General features: G+C 53.2%; 14 protein-coding genes and 1 pseudogene. 14 read left to right on the top strand and 1 reads right to left on the bottom strand.

All coding sequences use genetic code 11. From position 1 onward, the window contains the following. Window positions 1-392: 392 nt before the first annotated feature. The 14 genes from thrS (at window position 393) to glnA (ending at window position 15989) form a co-directional block, all read left to right on the top strand. The gene (thrS, locus tag DYE26_RS14230; protein ID WP_036624874.1) at window positions 393-2333 is read left to right on the top strand and encodes a threonine--tRNA ligase; all 1941 of its coding nucleotides are present in this window, start codon (window positions 393-395) and stop codon (window positions 2331-2333) included. Between the two features lie 246 nt (window positions 2334-2579). After that, entirely contained in the window at window positions 2580-3266 is a 687-nt protein-coding gene (locus DYE26_RS34550) for a 3D domain-containing protein (protein WP_036624873.1), read from the top strand. 138 nt (window positions 3267-3404) lie between these two features. Continuing rightward, a complete protein-coding gene (locus DYE26_RS33450) occupies window positions 3405-3572 on the top strand; it encodes a hypothetical protein (RefSeq protein ID WP_164815208.1) in 168 nt (55 codons plus the stop codon). Window positions 3573-3749: 177 nt separating this feature from the next. After that, window positions 3750-4727 carry a cell wall-active antibiotics response protein LiaF gene (gene liaF / locus DYE26_RS14220; protein ID WP_036624872.1) on the top strand — a complete coding sequence of 326 codons (978 nt, stop codon included), beginning with the start codon at window positions 3750-3752 and terminating at the stop codon, window positions 4725-4727. A gap of 4 nt (window positions 4728-4731) precedes the next feature. Continuing rightward, window positions 4732-5775 (top strand): sensor histidine kinase, encoded by a 1044-nt coding sequence (locus DYE26_RS14215; RefSeq protein WP_036624871.1) that lies wholly within the window; start codon window positions 4732-4734, stop codon window positions 5773-5775. After that, window positions 5772-6431, top strand: coding sequence for a response regulator (locus DYE26_RS14210; protein WP_036624870.1), 660 nt, complete (start codon window positions 5772-5774; stop codon window positions 6429-6431). Before DYE26_RS14215 ends, DYE26_RS14210 begins: the two co-directional genes overlap by 4 nt. Window positions 6432-6459: 28 nt before the next feature. Next, window positions 6460-6678, top strand: a complete 219-nt coding sequence (locus DYE26_RS14205) for a hypothetical protein (protein ID WP_036624869.1) — start codon at window positions 6460-6462, stop codon at window positions 6676-6678. 275 nt (window positions 6679-6953) lie between these two features. Next, window positions 6954-8567, top strand: a complete 1614-nt coding sequence (locus tag DYE26_RS14200) for a S1C family serine protease (RefSeq protein ID WP_036624868.1) — start codon at window positions 6954-6956, stop codon at window positions 8565-8567. 110 nt (window positions 8568-8677) lie between these two features. After that, window positions 8678-9367, top strand: a complete 690-nt coding sequence (locus DYE26_RS14195; RefSeq protein WP_036624867.1) for a response regulator transcription factor — start codon at window positions 8678-8680, stop codon at window positions 9365-9367. Between the two features lies 1 nt (window position 9368). Next, the gene (locus tag DYE26_RS14190) at window positions 9369-10826 is read left to right on the top strand and encodes a sensor histidine kinase (RefSeq protein ID WP_036624866.1); all 1458 of its coding nucleotides are present in this window, start codon (window positions 9369-9371) and stop codon (window positions 10824-10826) included. A gap of 183 nt (window positions 10827-11009) precedes the next feature. Next, window positions 11010-11969 carry a 4-hydroxy-3-methylbut-2-enyl diphosphate reductase gene (locus DYE26_RS14185; protein ID WP_036624865.1) on the top strand — a complete coding sequence of 320 codons (960 nt, stop codon included), beginning with the start codon at window positions 11010-11012 and terminating at the stop codon, window positions 11967-11969. Window positions 11970-12078: 109 nt separating this feature from the next. Further along, window positions 12079-12855 carry a CAP domain-containing protein gene (locus tag DYE26_RS14180; RefSeq protein WP_036624864.1) on the top strand — a complete coding sequence of 259 codons (777 nt, stop codon included), beginning with the start codon at window positions 12079-12081 and terminating at the stop codon, window positions 12853-12855. A 414-nt stretch (window positions 12856-13269) separates the two neighbouring features. Then, complete coding sequence (gene aroF / locus DYE26_RS14175; RefSeq protein ID WP_036624863.1) at window positions 13270-14313, top strand: 3-deoxy-7-phosphoheptulonate synthase; 1044 nt, start codon at window positions 13270-13272, stop codon at window positions 14311-14313. A 251-nt stretch (window positions 14314-14564) separates the two neighbouring features. Then, window positions 14565-15989: a type I glutamate--ammonia ligase gene (glnA, locus tag DYE26_RS14170; RefSeq protein ID WP_036624862.1), complete on the top strand. Its 1425-nt coding sequence runs from the start codon at window positions 14565-14567 to the stop codon at window positions 15987-15989. 105 nt (window positions 15990-16094) lie between these two features. Here the strand turns inward: glnA and DYE26_RS34870 are convergent. Continuing rightward, window positions 16095-16239, bottom strand: a pseudogene (locus tag DYE26_RS34870) (IS4 family transposase); the annotation flags it as partial. Between the last annotated feature and the right edge of the window lie 295 nt (window positions 16240-16534).

Raw genomic sequence — 16534 nt, 5'->3', positions numbered from 1 at the left:
GATAGCATTATAATGATGTTCAAGCTAAAAGCGATGACAAAGACATGAACCAAAATGCCTGAAGGTGCAGAGAGAGGGAACATGGGCTGGAATTCCCTCCGGATTCGGTTTTGGTTTACCCCTTTGTAGCTGCGTTCCCGAACCCCAAGTGCGCGGATTCATGTCCGCCGTTTTTCGTTTATGATGATTAACGGTACTAAGGAATGCCGGTTCATTGCCGTTACACAATGCCGAATTAAGGGTTTATCGCCGCTGGCGGATGCTGCGGAATAAGCCGAATGAGGGTGGAACCACGGGTATAACGCTCGTCCCTTTGCCGGGACGGGCGTTTTTTGATTTGTCCGTTTCCGGAAGACCTTAAAACTATTTACGAAAACAGGGAGGAAACGACGATGGGAGCAGTATCCATTTCTTTGCCGGACGGGTCGGTCCGGGAGTACGCGGAAGGAAGCAGTTTGGAGGATGTGGCCGCTTCGATCAGCAGCGGGCTGCGCAAAAACGCGCTGGCCGGGAAATTAAACGGCGTGGCGGTCGATTTGAGCGCCAAGCTGATTGACGGGGCCAAGGTGGAAATCATTACGGGGGACTCCAAAGAAGGCCTGGAGATTATGCGCCACAGCACCGCGCATTTGATGGCGCAAGCGGTGAAGCGGCTGTTCGGCAGCAAGGAGGTCAAACTTGGGGTCGGTCCGGTCATCGAGGACGGTTTTTATTACGACATGGATCTGGAGCATCCGCTGAATCCGGAGGATCTGCAGAAAATCGAAAAAGAGATGGAGCGCATCATCGGCGAAAATCTGCCGATTTCCCGGCGCGAAGTCAGCCGCGAAGAAGCGTTGGCGATTTACACCGAATTGGGCGATCCGTACAAGCTGGAGCTTATTCGCGATTTGCCGGAAGACAGCGTCATCTCGATTTATGATCAAGGCGAGTTTTTCGACCTGTGCCGGGGGCCGCACGTGCCTTCGACGGGCAAAATCAAAGTGTTCAAGCTGCTGAGCGTCGCGGGGGCTTACTGGCGCGGCAACAGCGACAACAAAATGCTGCAGCGCATTTACGGCACCGCGTTTATGAAAAAGGCGGAACTCGACGAGCATCTGCATATGCTGGAGGAAGCGAAAAAACGGGATCACCGCAAGCTGGGCAAAGAGCTGAATATCTTTACGTTCAACAATCTGGTCGGACAAGGCTTGCCGATCTGGCTGCCGAAGGGGGCGACGGTGCGCCGGACGCTGGAACGGTACATCGTCGATATCGAGGAGCGGCTTGGCTATCAGCACGTGTATACTCCGGTGCTCGGCAACGTCGACCTGTACAAAACCTCGGGGCACTGGGAGCATTACCAGGACGATATTTTCCCGAAAATGGCCATCGACACCGAGGAATTTATTCTTCGCCCGATGAACTGTCCGCACCATATGATGGTCTATAAAAGCGATCTGCGGAGCTACCGGGATTTGCCGATCCGCATCGCCGAGCTCGGCATGCAGCATCGGTATGAAATGTCCGGAGCGCTTACCGGACTGCACCGGGTCCGTTCGATGACGCTCAACGACGCCCATATTTTCTGCCGTTTTGACCAAATCAAAGATGAATTCAAGCGCGTGCTGGATTTGATCGCCCAAGTCTATAACGATTTCGGCATCAAGGAATACCGGTTCCGTTTGTCCTACCGCGATCCGCAGGATACGGAGAAATATTACCAAAACGATGAAATGTGGAACAAAGCGCAGCGGATTCTTCGCGAGGTCGTAGAGGAAGCGGGACTTCCGTTCTTCGAAGCCGAAGGCGAAGCGGCCTTCTACGGTCCGAAGCTGGACGTGCAGATCAAGACCGCGCTCGGCAAGGAAGAGACACTGTCGACGGTGCAAATCGACTTCCTGCTCCCGGAACGGTTTGAGCTGGAATATGTCGGCGAAGACGGGGCCAAACACCGTCCAGTCGTATTGCATCGCGGCATTCTCGGAACGATGGAACGGTTTACCGCCTTCCTGCTTGAGAACTTTGCCGGCAATCTGCCGCTTTGGCTGGCGCCGGTGCAAGCGAAGGTCATCCCGGTATCCGGAAACTTCGACGCGTATGCCCGCCAAGTCGAAGACAAGCTGCGGGCCGCCGGCATTCGGGCGGAAAGCGACCTGCGCAACGAGAAGCTCGGGTACAAAATCCGCGAGTCCCAGCTCGAGAAGCTGCCGTACATGTTTATCGTCGGCGAAAACGAGCAAAGCGGCGGCACCGTATCGGTGCGTAAACGCGGCGAAGGCGACCTGGGTGCTAAAGCGCTCGATGAAGTAATCGTCGAACTGCAGAACGAAATCCGCAACCATACAATTTAATAGGTCAGCTTTTAAGCACCGAGAAGGTTGGATGAAGCCAGGGACTGAGTAGCGGAGCGTAGGTGTAACCTACGTGAGCAACTGAAATGCTTCCGTAGGAAGCATACTTCGGAAGCATCCGCTTGGCCGGCTGAATTCAAGATTCGATGCCGAATAAACTTCATGAAATTGCTTCGTGATTAAAAGCTGACCACGTATAAATTGAGGCGCATGTGGAAAACCTTCGGATAAGGGGGAGGTTTTCACATGCGCCAAATTTATATCTGGAAACATATCGGCAAGTGCTTGATGCTAGGAGTGCTGCTGACCGTTACGCTTGCCGCGGATGTTCCGCCGCACGGGATTGCCGGGGCGAATCAGGCGGTATATCAATACCGGAGTCATGCGCCGTGGCTGGAAGCCGGATTTTCCCGGACACCCGCCGGTTGGCAAAACCGGGCCGTTCATTACCGGCACAAGTTGATGTTAAACGTGCAAAAAACCGAGACGAAGCCCGAACCGAAAAAAAAGACCGTCAAGACGGTCAGGGTTCTGGCTACCGGATATACCGCGGGCTATGAATCCACGGGTAAAAAGCCCAACCATCCGCAGTACGGCATAACGTATTCGGGAGTCAAGGTACGGCGGGACAAGGATACGGTATCGACCATTGCGGCCGACCTGAAGGTGTTCCCGATCGGCACCATTTTATATATTCCGGGCTACGGATACGGGGTCGTCGCGGATAAAGGCTCCGCCATCAAAGGAAAAAAAATCGATTTGTATTTCGATACAACGAAGCAAGTATATAAAGAATGGGGCAAGAAGGAAGTCGAAGTGCAGATCGTCCGGAAAGGCAACGGGAAACTGACGGAAGCGATGCTGAAAGAGCTTGGCAAAGCGATGGAAGTGAGCAAGGAAATCCCGGAAGATTTGTGGAACAAGGCCATTTAACAGCGGATTAACAATTTGCTCCAGGCCGCATATTTTACCTCGCCGGTCGCATAATAACCGATGTGGTCATCCTTCGCGAAGACCGCATCGCACCCGGCGGTGACAAACCGCTCTGTTATGGAGAGGGAGGTGAAATTCATGCCAAATCAAAATCAAAAACGTGCGGCTTCTCCTGGTTACAAAACACCAAACGAGAAGTTTAACGAAGAATTTGCTGAGGAAAGCACTGCAACCGTTGCCCAAAAGGCTAAAGCTTCCCGCAATGCAACTACGCCTGTAAGCGGTACTCAACAACAACAACAATAGTTAAGCAACTAAGCGAAGAGCGCCCTAAAATCGGGTGCTCTTTTTATATGTAAATATTTGGTGTTTTCCTCGGTCCGGAGACCGAGAGAAGCTTACTTCTCCCGCCGCTGTCCTCCTTCAGCAGCTTGTTGTACACTAGCATTAACAGAGTTTGTTTGAGATATGGAGGGAAACATGATGAGACACAATTGGTTCGGCAGGCTGATCGGCGGGTTGCTGCTCATTGGTATCGGGGCCTTGTTTTTGCTCAACCAAATGGGAATAACCGACGTTAGCATCGGCTATCTGTTCTCTACGTTTTGGCCGGTGTTTCTGATTTTTGCCGGATTGACGAGCCTGGCCTCGGGCAACCGGCACGGCGGCGGACTGGCGGGCAGCCTGATTTTACTGCTGATCGGCGGTTATTTTCTTGGCAGTAATTTGGGATATATATCGCTCGATCCGGGGGACTTCTTTAAGTATTTCTTCCCGCTTGCGCTGATTATCGGCGGGATTTGCCTCATTTTCAGACCGCGGCATTCACACCGCCGTCGCGAGGGATTTCCGCCGCATCCGCACCGCCGCCGCCATGAGCAATTTCCGCCTCCGCCGCCGTCGCCGCTGAATCCGCCCCCGCCCCCGGCATTTCATCCGGAAATGGAGTCGCCGCTGGATTCGATTTTCGGTTCGCTGGAGAAGGAAGAGGCCAAGAAGGAAGCAACGCAGGAGAAGGAACGTCCCAAACAGGAACGTCCGAAATACGAGCATTACTATGGCATGGACAGCGACAAGGGTGAAGTGGTCAATAAATCGGGATTTATCGGAGACGTACATTTGGGGCAGGATTATTTTCAGCTGCGGCCAACGAACATCTCGCATTTTATCGGGGATACGGTTATCGATTTGACGAAGGCGCAAATTCCGTACGGGGAGACGAAAATCAACGTTTCGTCTTTTATCGGCGACGTCAAGATATTCATTCCGGAGGATATGGATATCGGCATCATGGCCACTTCCAGCGCCTTTATCGGCGATTTGAAGGTGCTGAAGCAGAAGCAGGGCGGATTTATGAGCAGCGTTTCCGCCGAATCCCCGTATTACCGGGAAGCGAGCAAAAAAATCAAGCTGGTCGTCAGCGTGTTTATCGGCGACGTTAAAGTGAATATGGTGGGTTAGGCGGATGATCGTACAGCGTATTTTAAAAAATACGAAATGGGAGCTGCTGTGTTATTTTCTGCTTACGGGAGGATTGACGGCGGCTGCTCTTTACATCGGCTCCAAGACCGGAGTGATTCATGTGGGCGACCCCCACGTGTGGATTTACGACATTGCCGGCATTGTGGTGTTTACGCTGATCATCGGCTATATCGCCGGACGGCGGATTCAGGGCAAAATCGATCTGCTTCATTTAAACATGCTGCAGGTGGCCAAAGGGAATTTGTCGATTCGGATGCCCGAAACGGCGGATCAGACGTTTGCCGGTGTTTATCAGGAATTCAACGAAATGGTCGATTCCATGGAAACGAAAATGCAACTGCTGCAGCAGCTTGGGGAGCAGGAAGTCATGGAAAAGGAGCAGGCGGCCGAAAAAGCGGTGTTGGAAGAAAGAAGGCGCATGGCCCGAGACTTGCACGATACGGTGAGCCAGCAGCTGTTCGCGATTCACATGGCCGCTTCCTCGCTGCCCAAAGTGCTGGAAAGCAATGCCCCTGCGGCCCATACGGTGCTGGAACAGCTCATCCAGATGTCGAATACGGCGCAAAAGCAAATGCGGGCGCTGATTGCCCAGCTTCGGCCGATGGAACTGGTCGGCAAATCGCTGGCGGAGGCGCTGGATCAGTGGTTTCCGGATTACTGCAGGCAAAACGGTTTGAAAGGAATCAAAGACCTGGATCTTCAGGGGGAGCTGTCGGAAGCGAAAGAGCATCAGCTGTTTCTGATCATTCAGGAAGCCATGGCCAACATTGTCAAACATGCCGGGGCCCATTTGGTCAGCCTGTCGCTTCGCGAAGGGCCGCGCCAGGTGGTGCTCGGCATTAGCGATGACGGACAGGGCTTCAGCGGCACCTCGCAGAAGCAGGGCTCTTACGGGCTAACGACGATGAAGGAGCGCGCCGAGAAGCTTGGCGGTCATGTTGAGGTGATCAGCAAGCCGGGAGCGGGCACGACCATTCGGGTGCATATCCCGAAATTTGAGGAAGGTAAGGGAGGAAGCCGCGAATGAGCAGCAAAATCAGGGTTATGATCGTCGATGATCATGATATGGTGCGAATGGGACTGAAAACCTATTTGATGCTGGACCCGGGCTTTGAGGTGGTGGCCGAAGCCGGGGACGGCGAAGCGGCCGTCGAACTGCTGGAGCAAGGCATTCCCGGCGGCTTGCCGGACATCATTTTGATGGATTTAATGATGCCGGTCATGAACGGCGCGGAGGCGACCAAAGCGGTGCTCAGCCGCTACCCGCAGATCAAGATCGTCATCCTGACCAGCTTTTTGGAGGATGAGCTTGTCGTTCAGGCGGTCGAAGCCGGGGCGGTCAGCTATGTTTTAAAAACGGTCTCGGCCGAAGAACTCATCTATGCGTTGCAAGGAGCTTACCGCGGGATGCCGGTCATGACCGGAGACGTGGCCCAGGCGCTGACGCGCGGGCTGCGCCAGCGTACCGTGCAGGGGGACGATTCCGGGCTCACCGAGCGCGAGAAGGAAGTGCTGCTGCTCATTGCCGAAGGCAAAACCAACAAGGATATCGCCGAAGAGCTGCATATCAGCATCAAAACCGTCAAAACGCACGTCAGCAACCTGCTGATGAAATGCGAGCTGGACGATCGCACACAGCTAGCCATTTATGCCCACCGGCAGGGCTGGGCGTCCCGTCAGTAAGGTTGTTTTATCTTCCCCGGATATGGATATGGATATGGATATGGATATGGATATGGATATGGCTATGGAAACGACCCGAAAATCGCCGTTGAAAATCGCCGTTTGGCAGCGGGAAATTGCACTAAGCTCTACTGGAGCGGCGAACCGCCGGCTGGACTCTGAAAATAGCCGCACTTTATGTACTTATTATTCGGATATGATCATGCCCATCCCCATTAGCGGCATTTTTGTACTTATTTTCCTATGAACGGTCCAGAACGCGGGCATTTCCTGGCGATGCGAGACAATAGCGGCATCAATTGCCTCTATTTCTCTCAAATGGACGGGTAGTCCAGGTATAAGGGCATTTTTTGCCTTTAAGTTTTGCGATCCCCAGCAATATTTTCAAATTCGTTCAACTTATACGGACTTATAGCTTTTATCTCCTTTTTAATTGTTTTTAAGGTACCCTTAAGGTTCCTGGTACAAAATAAAAATATGAAAACAACACCCCCTGGAAACAGGGGAAGGAGGTAAACATAGATGGACGATCAAAAAAACAAACCAGGCCAAAATTTTGGAGACAACCCTGGCGATAAGCCGCAGGAATCTCCGGAGTCGGGCTCTTCATATTATTACTCTTACGGACCATTTCAATCCTATGGAAAAAACAACGAAGGATCCGGAGAGGACCGCTTCTATGAGCGCCGTCAGCCGGAGGAAGTGGAAATCACCCGGCCGGAGCCGGTGAAGCCGCTTCCGATGTATGACTACCGCTCTTCGGCGCAGGCGTCCGGCGGTTCGAACGGGGACGGCGGCCGCGGCGTGCCGACCCTTAAAAGCGCGGGCAACTGGCAGTACAGCAAGCCGCCGAAGAAACAATCGTTCCGTTCCGTGATCGCGGGCGTTCTGGCCGGGATGCTGATCGTAACCGGAGCCATGGTGTTCGCCGATCGCGAAAACCTGTTTACATCAAACCAAGCGGCGGCGACAACGACCGCCCCTGCGTCCGGCACAACGACGGAAGGAAGCGGCAACGGTTCAGCGGGCAAGGCGGCGAACGTAGTGTATCCGGTCACGAGTTCGGGAGACGTAACCAGCGTTGTTAATCAAGCTGGCCCGGCTGTGGTCAAAATTGAAACGCTGACGGATTCGAGCAAGCAAAGCAGCAATTCGAATCCTTACAGCAATGATCCGTTTTACCGCTACTTCTTCGGCGATTCCTTCGGTTCGGGCAGGGGGAACAGCAGTAATGGCGGCTCTTCTTCCGGGGCGGGCCAACTGGTACCGACCGGAATTGGTTCCGGGTTTATTTTCGATAAAACGGGCTACATTCTGACAAACGAGCATGTCATTCACGGTGCGGATGTGGTCCAAGTCACTGTGCAGGGCACGGACAAACCGTACGAAGCGAAAGTGCTCGGCTCCAGCTACGACCTTGATTTGGCCGTGCTGAAAATCGATGGAACCAGCAATTTTCCGTCGATTCCGCTGGGCGATTCCAACAGTACGCAGGTCGGCGAATGGCTGGTGGCCATCGGCAACCCGCAGGGCTTTGACCATACCGTTACGGCAGGGGTTCTGAGCGCGAAGGAACGCGGGCCCATCACCATCCCTGGCGAAAACGGCGAAAAGGACCGGGAGTACGAGCATTTGCTGCAAACCGACGCCTCGATTAACCCGGGGAACTCCGGCGGTCCGCTGCTCAACCTGAACGGGGAAGTGATCGGCATTAACGTCGCCGTCAGCACCGATTCCCAAGGTATCGGCTTTGCGATTCCGAGCAGCACGATCAAAGAAGTGCTGGACAAATTGAAAAACAACGAGGAAATTCCGGCTAAACCGGAACCGTTCATCGGAGCCACGCTGATGACAATGACCGATGAAGTTGCAAAACAGATGGGCACCGATGTAAAGGAAGGCTCGATCGTGACCGATGTCGTTTTCAAATCTCCTGCTTACACGGCCGACCTGCGCCCGTATGATATCATCGTCGGGGCAAATGGAACTAAATTCGCCACGAAGGAAAAACTGATCGAATTTATCCAGAAGCAGAAGGTTGGCGCCAAAGTGACCATGAACGTCGTACGCGACGGAAAAAATGTCGATCTTCAAGTCACGATCGGCGACAAAAACAATTACCCGAACGTGGAGTAATCGATCGGCCATTTATGGCCCAAGCGCTTGCGAGGCGGCAGGTTTAAAGCCTGCCGTCTCTTTTGGTACAATAAGGTAAGGCGAGTTGTATAGATAAGGAGAGATCATAAGTGCGATCGGGAATATTGGTTATTGATGATGACGAAAAAATCACGTCCATGCTGCGGCGCGGCCTGGCGTTTGAGGGATATGACGTATATACGGCGCATAACGGGGCGGAAGGGCTGTCCATGATCATGACGGCCGACCCCGACCTGATCATTCTGGACGTGATGATGCCGAAGGTCGACGGCTTTGAAGTATGCCGCAGGCTGCGCGAAGGAGGCAGTACGGTCCCCGTGCTGATGCTGACCGCCAAGGATGAGGTCGAGAATCGGGTGAAGGGGCTCGATATCGGCGCGGACGATTACCTGGTCAAGCCGTTTGCTCTGGAGGAGCTGCTGGCCCGGGTGCGGGCGCTGCTTAGGCGCAAGGAAAGCGCCGGGGAGGCTGGCGGTCAGCGGCTGATTTTTGAGGATATCGTCATGGATCTAGATTCCCGCGAAGTGGTGCGGGCTGGGAATCGGTTGGAGTTAACGGCCAAAGAGTTCGAACTGCTTCACCTGTTCATGCAAAATCCGAAACGGCTGCTGACCCGGGACTTAATTATGGATAAAATCTGGGGATACGATTACAGCGGGGAATCCAATGTGCTGGAGGTATATATCGCCATGCTGCGCCAAAAAACGGAGGAACATGGCGGCAAGCGGCTTATCCAAACGATCCGCGGCGCCGGCTACATTTTGAGAGGAGACGCTTAATATGTCGATCCGGCTGCGGCTGACCGCATGGTATACCGGCATATTGGCCGTGACGCTTATTTTGTTTAGCGCTTCGATATACGGGCTGGTTTATTATAATACGTATCAGGAAGTAAAAAATAGGGTCATCGAGCAGGCGGACCAGATACTTAAAACACAAAACATTACGGTCACGCAGGGATGGGATATGCAGCTCGACCCCGATCAAATCATCCGGCTGGAGGATGCCCGGATATTTTGGCAGCTTAACAATTATGTCATTGGAACATACCGCACCTCTCCCGGCTTGAGAGAACGAAAGATTTCTTTTCCCATCCCCGAGATGAAAGATATCCAAAACGGTAAATTTCAACCGATTACCATAAACGGAAACTCCTATATGCTGTACGAAAGAGCGCTTGGGCTTAACGATCATACCATCGTTGGGCTGCTTCAGCTGGCTGCGGATACGAACGCTGAAGACCGGCTGATGAAGCAGATGCGGACCGTCATCTTATTCGGCTCGCTGTTTACGATTGTGATCGCCAGTTCGCTAGGACTGTTCCTGGCCCGCAAGTCGATGGCGCCGATCGGGAAGGTGATCGAAGCCGCAAACGGGATTCAGACGGGGAACGATTTGAGCGTACGGATCGACTACGACGGACCGAACGACGAAATCGGCCGCCTGATCGGCACCGTAAACCGCATGCTTGAACGTACCGAGGGATTTTATAAGGAACTGGAGGAAGCTTATTCGGCGCAGCGGCGCTTCGTTTCCGACGCCTCCCATGAGCTGCGGACTCCGCTGACCACGATTCGCGGCAATGTCGACTTGCTGAAAAAGATGTGGAGCCAGGAAGCGGAAAAACACGATCCCGCCGAAGAAGAAAGGATACGTTCCTATTCCGTGGAGGCGGTCAGCGACATTTCCGCCGAATCGGAACGGATGAGCCGGCTGGTCAACGATATGCTGTCGCTGGCGCGCGCCGACGCCGGGCAAACGGTGGCCAAGGAACCGCTCATGCTGCAGCCGGTAGTGGAGGAGGTCGTTCGCCGCGCCCAATTTCTGCCGCGCAAGGCCGAATGGATTACCGGCAATCTGGATGCGCTGGCTGGCGCCGTTGTGGCGGGAAGCAAAGATTATTTGCAGCAGATGCTGTTTATTTTCATTGAAAATGCCTTCAAATATACCGAAAAGGGCAGCGTCACCATCGACGCTTTGCGCTCCGGGGACCAAATCGGCATCCGCATTGCCGATACGGGAATCGGCATGGACCGCAGCGAGGTCCCGCATATTTTCGAGCGCTTCTACCGCGCTGACCCTTCCCGCGGCGTGATCCAGGGCACGGGTCTTGGCCTGTCCATCGCCAAGTGGATCATCGACGAGCACGGCGGCTCGGTGGAGGTCATGACCAAGCTCGGACAAGGCACGACGTTCGTCATCTGGCTCCCTGCAAGCTTTAACGGCCTGCTGGAATAAGCTATAATAGAGGTAGTTCAGAAAATCCGCTTTTGATCACGAAGTGAATCAAGAAGAAACTCGGCATCGAATCTTGAATTCAGCAGGGTCTTTCGGTGCTGAAAACCGGACTTTTGAACACGCTATAATAGAGTTGCTTCCCTCCGTCAGGAAATATGGGTGCCAGAAAGCAGGGATAAAGTCATGGAAGTGATCAAAATTTCGCCGCGCGGCTACTGTTACGGCGTTGTCGATGCAATGGTGCTGGCCAGACAGGCGGCTAAAAATCTGGATCTGCCGCGGCCGATTTATATATTGGGCATGATTGTGCACAACAGCCATGTCACGCAGTCGTTTGAAGACGAAGGCATTATTACGCTGGATGGGCCTAATCGGATGGAGATTCTCGAGCAAGTGGAGAGTGGGACGGTTATTTTTACCGCCCACGGGGTGTCCCCGGAGGTCCGGAAATTAGCCCGGGACAAAGGGCTTACGACCGTTGACGCCACCTGTCCGGATGTGACGAAAACGCATGTGCTGATCGAGGAAAAAGTGGCGGACGGATACGAGGTTATCTACATCGGCAAAAAAGGCCATCCCGAGCCGGAAGGCGCGGTCGGCGTAGCTCCGGAGCATGTCCATCTGATTGAGAAAGAGGAAGAGATCGAAGGTTTGCAGGTCGCTGCGGACAAGATCGTCATTACGAATCAGACGACGATGAGCCAGTGGGATATCAAGCATATCATGAAAAAGCTGCTGGAGAAGTTCCCGGGAGCGGAAGTGCACAACGAGATCTGCCTGGCGACGCAGGTGCGCCAGGAAGCTGTCGCCGAACAGGCGGGGCAGGCGGACCTGGTCATCGTCGTCGGCGATCCGCGCAGCAACAACTCCAACCGGCTCGCGCAAGTGTCCGAGGAGATCGCCGGGGTGAAGGCGTACCGGATCGCCGATGTCACGGAGATCAAGCGGGAGTGGCTGCAAGGTGTCCGGAAGGTAGCGGTCACGGCGGGCGCTTCGACGCCTACGCCGATTACGAAGGAAGTCATTCATTATTTGGAGCAATATGATCCGGAAAATCCGGCTACCTGGGACATCGTCCGTACGGTGAACATGAAAAAGCTGCTGCCTCCGGTAAAAGCCGCCGCCCGCAGCAGGGAGGAATAGCGTTTCGATTTCCAACATTTGCGGGGTCACAACCCCGCAAATCTCATGTTATACTCCTAGTAGATTGGTTACAAAATTGTAACCGAAAAACTACTAAGGAGATGACAGCATGAAATCGAATAGAATGAAGCGGTTGGTATCCGGCGGCATTACGGCGCTCGTAGCCGCAGCTCTGATCGTTCCGGCTACGGCTTCGGCGGCATCGGCATCGGATACGACGACTTACCGGACTAATACGACTTATAAAACTTATACAGTGAATGTGGATAATTCCTCTGATAATTCTTGGACAAGCTATTATACGATTCCTTGGTATTTATTTTTTGGTTCCCAGCCGGTAACAGGTTATCCAAACAGCGGATCGAACGCAGGAAAAACGCAAACCGGAACTCCCCAGGGCAATACGCAATCCGGAAATAAGCAATCCGGAAATACACAAAGCGGAACCGGTCAAAAAGGAACTACCGGTAACTCCGGTTCTTCGGCTCAGCAGGGCGCAGGAACGACGGCGGACAAATCGCAGTTTGCTACCCAGGTTATCAAATTGGTAAACCAGGAGCGGGCGAAACAGGGCCTTAAGGCGCTCACCGGCGACTCCGCGCTGAACAACATGGCTTTGGCCAAGGCGAAGGATATGAGCCAAAACAACTACTTCAGCCACACCTCGCCAACTTACGGCTCGCCATTTGACATGATGACGAAGTTTGGCATCAAGTACAGCTATGCCGGCGAGAACATCGCTATGGGGCAAAAAACGCCGCAAGAGGTCGTCAACGCCTGGATGAACAGCGAAGGCCACCGCGCCAACATTTTGAACGCCAACTACAACCTGATCGGGGTCGGATACTACAACGGCTACTGGGCACAGGAATTTGTGGGCAGATAAGTTAATCTAGCGGTGTATGATAGAAGGCTGGAGAGAGAATCTCCGCGCCTTCTATTTTTTTACGCCAAGGTTTGGTTTAATATAATAGGAATATGGACGGTAGAGCGATTGAAATGCAAAACCCGAAAGTACATCTGTTTTGGGATTATTCGGCAGGAGAGTCGGAAATACGCTGTACTTTTGCATTTCGCGAATAAATCTATAAGTTACCTTTAGGCTTGACGGATGGGAGATAATCGGCTATAGTTGCTTTAATGGATAAAAGCTTAAAAGCGAACAAGCGTTTAAGCGAAAGAGCAAATTTATTCTTCTTAATTATCATTGTCGTACTCACGCCAGGCCCCTGCCATTATAGGGCGTGATCAAAAGATGACTTTTTGTACTACCCCCTTAATCATGAAAGGATGTATGAAGATGATCGTAATTACCTCGAAACAGACGCCGGAAGAGCGTATCCAGGAAATTGTCGCCGTGATTGAAAAGGAAGGGCTGCAGGCCCATGTATCGCGCGGAAAGGACCATACGGTGATCGGCCTGATCGGGACGATTGAACCGAAGCTGGCCGAGCATCTCCGTCAGATGAAGGATGTTGAAAATGTCATTAAAATTTCAAAATCATACAAATTGGCGAGCCGCGATTTCCATCCGGAAAACACGGTCATCCGCATCGGCGACGTAACCATCGGCGGTGGGGAGCTGGTCGTGATGGGCGGTCCTTGCGCGGTGGAATCTCCCGAGCAGATCGACGAAATCGCCCGGCTCGTCAAAGCGGCCGGCGGCCAGGTGCTGCGCGGGGGCGCATTTAAGCCGCGTACGGGCCCGTACAGCTTCCAGGGCATCGGCGTGGAAGGCCTCGTCATGATGGCCGAGGCGGGCAAAAAACACGGCCTGCTGACGATCACGGAGGTCATGACGCCGGAATACGTCGACGTCTGCGCGGAATACGCCGATATTTTGCAGGTGGGGACGCGCAATATGCAAAACTTTGACCTGCTGCGCAAGCTCGGCACATGCAACAAGCCGGTGCTGCTGAAGCGCGGGTTCAGCGCGACCTATGACGAGTTCCTGAACGCGGCCGAGTACATCCTTGCCGGCGGCAACCCGAACGTTATGTTGTGCGAGCGCGGCATCCGTACATTTGAAACGTATACGCGCAATACGCTCGATTTGTCGGCGATTCCGGTGCTGCAAAGCCTTAGCCACCTGCCGGTTATCTCCGATCCGAGCCATGGGACGGGGCGGCGCGAGCTGGTCGAGCCGATGACCAAAGCTTCCGTGGCGGCCGGAGCGGACGGCCTGATTATCGAGATGCACACCGATCCCGACAATTCGATGACGGGCGACGGCGTTCAGTCGTTGTTCCCCGACCAGTTTGCGGCCCTGCTGCAAGATTTGGAGAAGCTGGCTCCGCTTGTCGGCAAACGGTTTGATACCCCGAAGGCTGCGCTTCAGCTGTAAGTTACAAATGTTTTGGAGTATTTGCCAATAATGGGCAGCCCTTTCGCCACGCCAGCGAAGGGGTTTTTATACTTTTTGTCGGATAATTTGTACTTGTTGTAATAATACCTTACATGAGATATAAAAATACCTTACATAAGTATTGACGAGCGGCCCCAATAGACCTATAATGAACCACAGAATAAAACAAAAGGATGAACGTTAATCGCATTAACGAGATTTAATGTTCGTGATTTGGGGAGGAAAGCGTAATGTCAGCAGAGTTCGTTTTAAAAACAATCAAAGAAAAGCAAATCGAATGGGTAGACTTTCGTTTTGTTGATTTGTCGGGACGCGCGCATCATATCACACTTCCTGCCAAAGAAGTGGATGAAGATACTTTCAAAAACGGCGTTGCTTTCGACGGATCTTCGATCCCCGGCTTCCGCGGTATCGAAGAATCCGATATGGTTATGATGCCGGACCACGGCTCCGTATTCGTAGATCCGTTTACAGCGCATCCGACGTTGAACGTGTTTTGCGATATCTATACGCCGGACGGCGAGCGTTACGAACGAGATCCGCGCAGTGTGGCCGTACGGGCCGAGGAATACCTGAAGCAAAGCGGCGTCGGAACCGCAGCCTTCTTTGCGCCGGAATCCGAGTTTTTCATTTTTGACGATGTCCGCTTCGAGAGCGGTATGAATAAAACGTTCTACTCGGTAGATTCCGAGGAAGCGATCTGGAATACGGGACGCGCCGAAGAGGGCGGAAACCTCGGCTACAAAGTGCCTGTCAAAGGCGGCTACGTGCCGGTGGCTCCGACCGACAAGCAGCAGGACATCCGCAGTGAAATGTGCCGCCTGCTTGAGGAAGCCGGCCTCCGCGTAGAACGCCACCACCATGAAGTGGCCACTTCCGGCCAAGCGGAAATCAACTTCCGTTTCGACACGCTGCTGAAAACGGCCGACAACCTGATGGTTTATAAGTACATCGTGCACAACACGGCCGCTCAATTCGGCAAAACCGCGACGTTCATGCCGAAACCGCTGTTCGGCGACAACGGAAGCGGCATGCACGTGCACCAATCGATCTTCAACGGCGACACTCCGCTGTTCTACGATAAAGGGGCGTACGCGAACCTGAGCGAAACGGCGCTGCACTACATCGGCGGCATCTTGTACCACGCTCCTGCGATCATCGCGTTCACGAACCCGAGCACGAACTCGTTTAAACGTCTGGTGCCTGGCTTTGAAGCGCCGGTGAACCTCGTATTCTCCAAGGGCAACCGTTCGGCGGCCGTGCGTATTCCGGTAGCGGCCGTAACGCCGAAAGGATGCCGGATCGAGTTCCGTACGCCGGACTCCACGGCCAACCCGTACCTGGCCTTCTCCGCGATGCTGATGGCCGGTCTGGACGGCATCAAGAACAAAATCGATCCGGTGAAACTGGGCTACGGACCGTTCGACAAAAACATCTATGAATTGTCCGACGAAGAAAAAGCCGGCATCCGCAGCGTACCGGGCTCCCTGGACGAAGCGCTGGACGCACTGGCAGCCGATAACGAGTTCCTGACGGCAGGCGGCGTATTCACGAAAGCCTTCATCGAGAACTTCATCGAATTGAAACGCGCTGAAGCGAGAGCGGTAGCCGTAAGAGTACATCCTTACGAATTTGGACTTTATTACGATCTGTAAGAAGTATTGCTACTATATAAATAGAAAATAATCCAAAGGCTATCCCTTGAAGGTTATCAATCACCTTCGCCGGATGGCCTTTTAAATATTTATAAAATTTATTACTCAACTTTCGCAGCAAAAAATCGGCGTAGACAAGCTTTGATGTAGCTGGGGTAAAGCAGCAATCCATTGCCGGAGTTGACGCTGAATCTAAGGCGGACAATGTCTTCCCGGTATTTTGGGCTGCTTCGGTGATCAAGTCGAGCAACTATGGAAGCGTCAACGATGTAGAGACGTCACGATCCGGTGGGGTTAGTATATCTACCTTTTGCACCGTGGCCGTTTCGAGCTGTGTCACAAATCGACGCCAGGTGAGGGGGCCTGTCTAAAGGGTTCGTGTCTTTGGTGTTCCTGCCTGCAACCTGCCTTTGCACGATTATCCCTTTCGTCCAGGGAGCAGGGGGGGCTAAAGCAAGTCAAGGGTTCCAAAAAAAGAGAAGAAAAAACAAAAAAAGATAAGGAAAAAATGAGGTGGTTCAGGTGAGATTTTCGGCTTGATAAGG

Source organism: Paenibacillus macerans (assembly GCF_900454495.1).
Lineage (GTDB): Bacteria > Bacillota > Bacilli > Paenibacillales > Paenibacillaceae > Fontibacillus > Fontibacillus macerans.
This window is presented reverse-complemented; position numbering and strand designations above follow the sequence as displayed.

What these genes read in the sequence shown, in the direction of transcription:
- DYE26_RS14200 (WP_036624868.1), top strand. Translation starts at nt 6,954, where the DNA reads ATGGACGATCAAAAAAACAAACCAGGCCAAAATTTTGGAGACAACCCT.
- DYE26_RS14180 (WP_036624864.1), top strand. Translation starts at nt 12,079, where the DNA reads ATGAAATCGAATAGAATGAAGCGGTTGGTATCCGGCGGCATTACGGCG.
- aroF (WP_036624863.1), top strand. Translation starts at nt 13,270, where the DNA reads ATGATCGTAATTACCTCGAAACAGACGCCGGAAGAGCGTATCCAGGAA.
- DYE26_RS33450 (WP_164815208.1), top strand. Translation starts at nt 3,405, where the DNA reads ATGCCAAATCAAAATCAAAAACGTGCGGCTTCTCCTGGTTACAAAACA.
- glnA (WP_036624862.1), top strand. Translation starts at nt 14,565, where the DNA reads ATGTCAGCAGAGTTCGTTTTAAAAACAATCAAAGAAAAGCAAATCGAA.
- liaF (WP_036624872.1), top strand. Translation starts at nt 3,750, where the DNA reads ATGAGACACAATTGGTTCGGCAGGCTGATCGGCGGGTTGCTGCTCATT.
- DYE26_RS14215 (WP_036624871.1), top strand. Translation starts at nt 4,732, where the DNA reads ATGATCGTACAGCGTATTTTAAAAAATACGAAATGGGAGCTGCTGTGT.
- DYE26_RS14185 (WP_036624865.1), top strand. Translation starts at nt 11,010, where the DNA reads ATGGAAGTGATCAAAATTTCGCCGCGCGGCTACTGTTACGGCGTTGTC.
- thrS (WP_036624874.1), top strand. Translation starts at nt 393, where the DNA reads ATGGGAGCAGTATCCATTTCTTTGCCGGACGGGTCGGTCCGGGAGTAC.
- DYE26_RS14205 (WP_036624869.1), top strand. Translation starts at nt 6,460, where the DNA reads ATGGATATGGATATGGATATGGATATGGATATGGCTATGGAAACGACC.
- DYE26_RS14190 (WP_036624866.1), top strand. Translation starts at nt 9,369, where the DNA reads ATGTCGATCCGGCTGCGGCTGACCGCATGGTATACCGGCATATTGGCC.
- DYE26_RS34550 (WP_036624873.1), top strand. Translation starts at nt 2,580, where the DNA reads ATGCGCCAAATTTATATCTGGAAACATATCGGCAAGTGCTTGATGCTA.
- DYE26_RS14210 (WP_036624870.1), top strand. Translation starts at nt 5,772, where the DNA reads ATGAGCAGCAAAATCAGGGTTATGATCGTCGATGATCATGATATGGTG.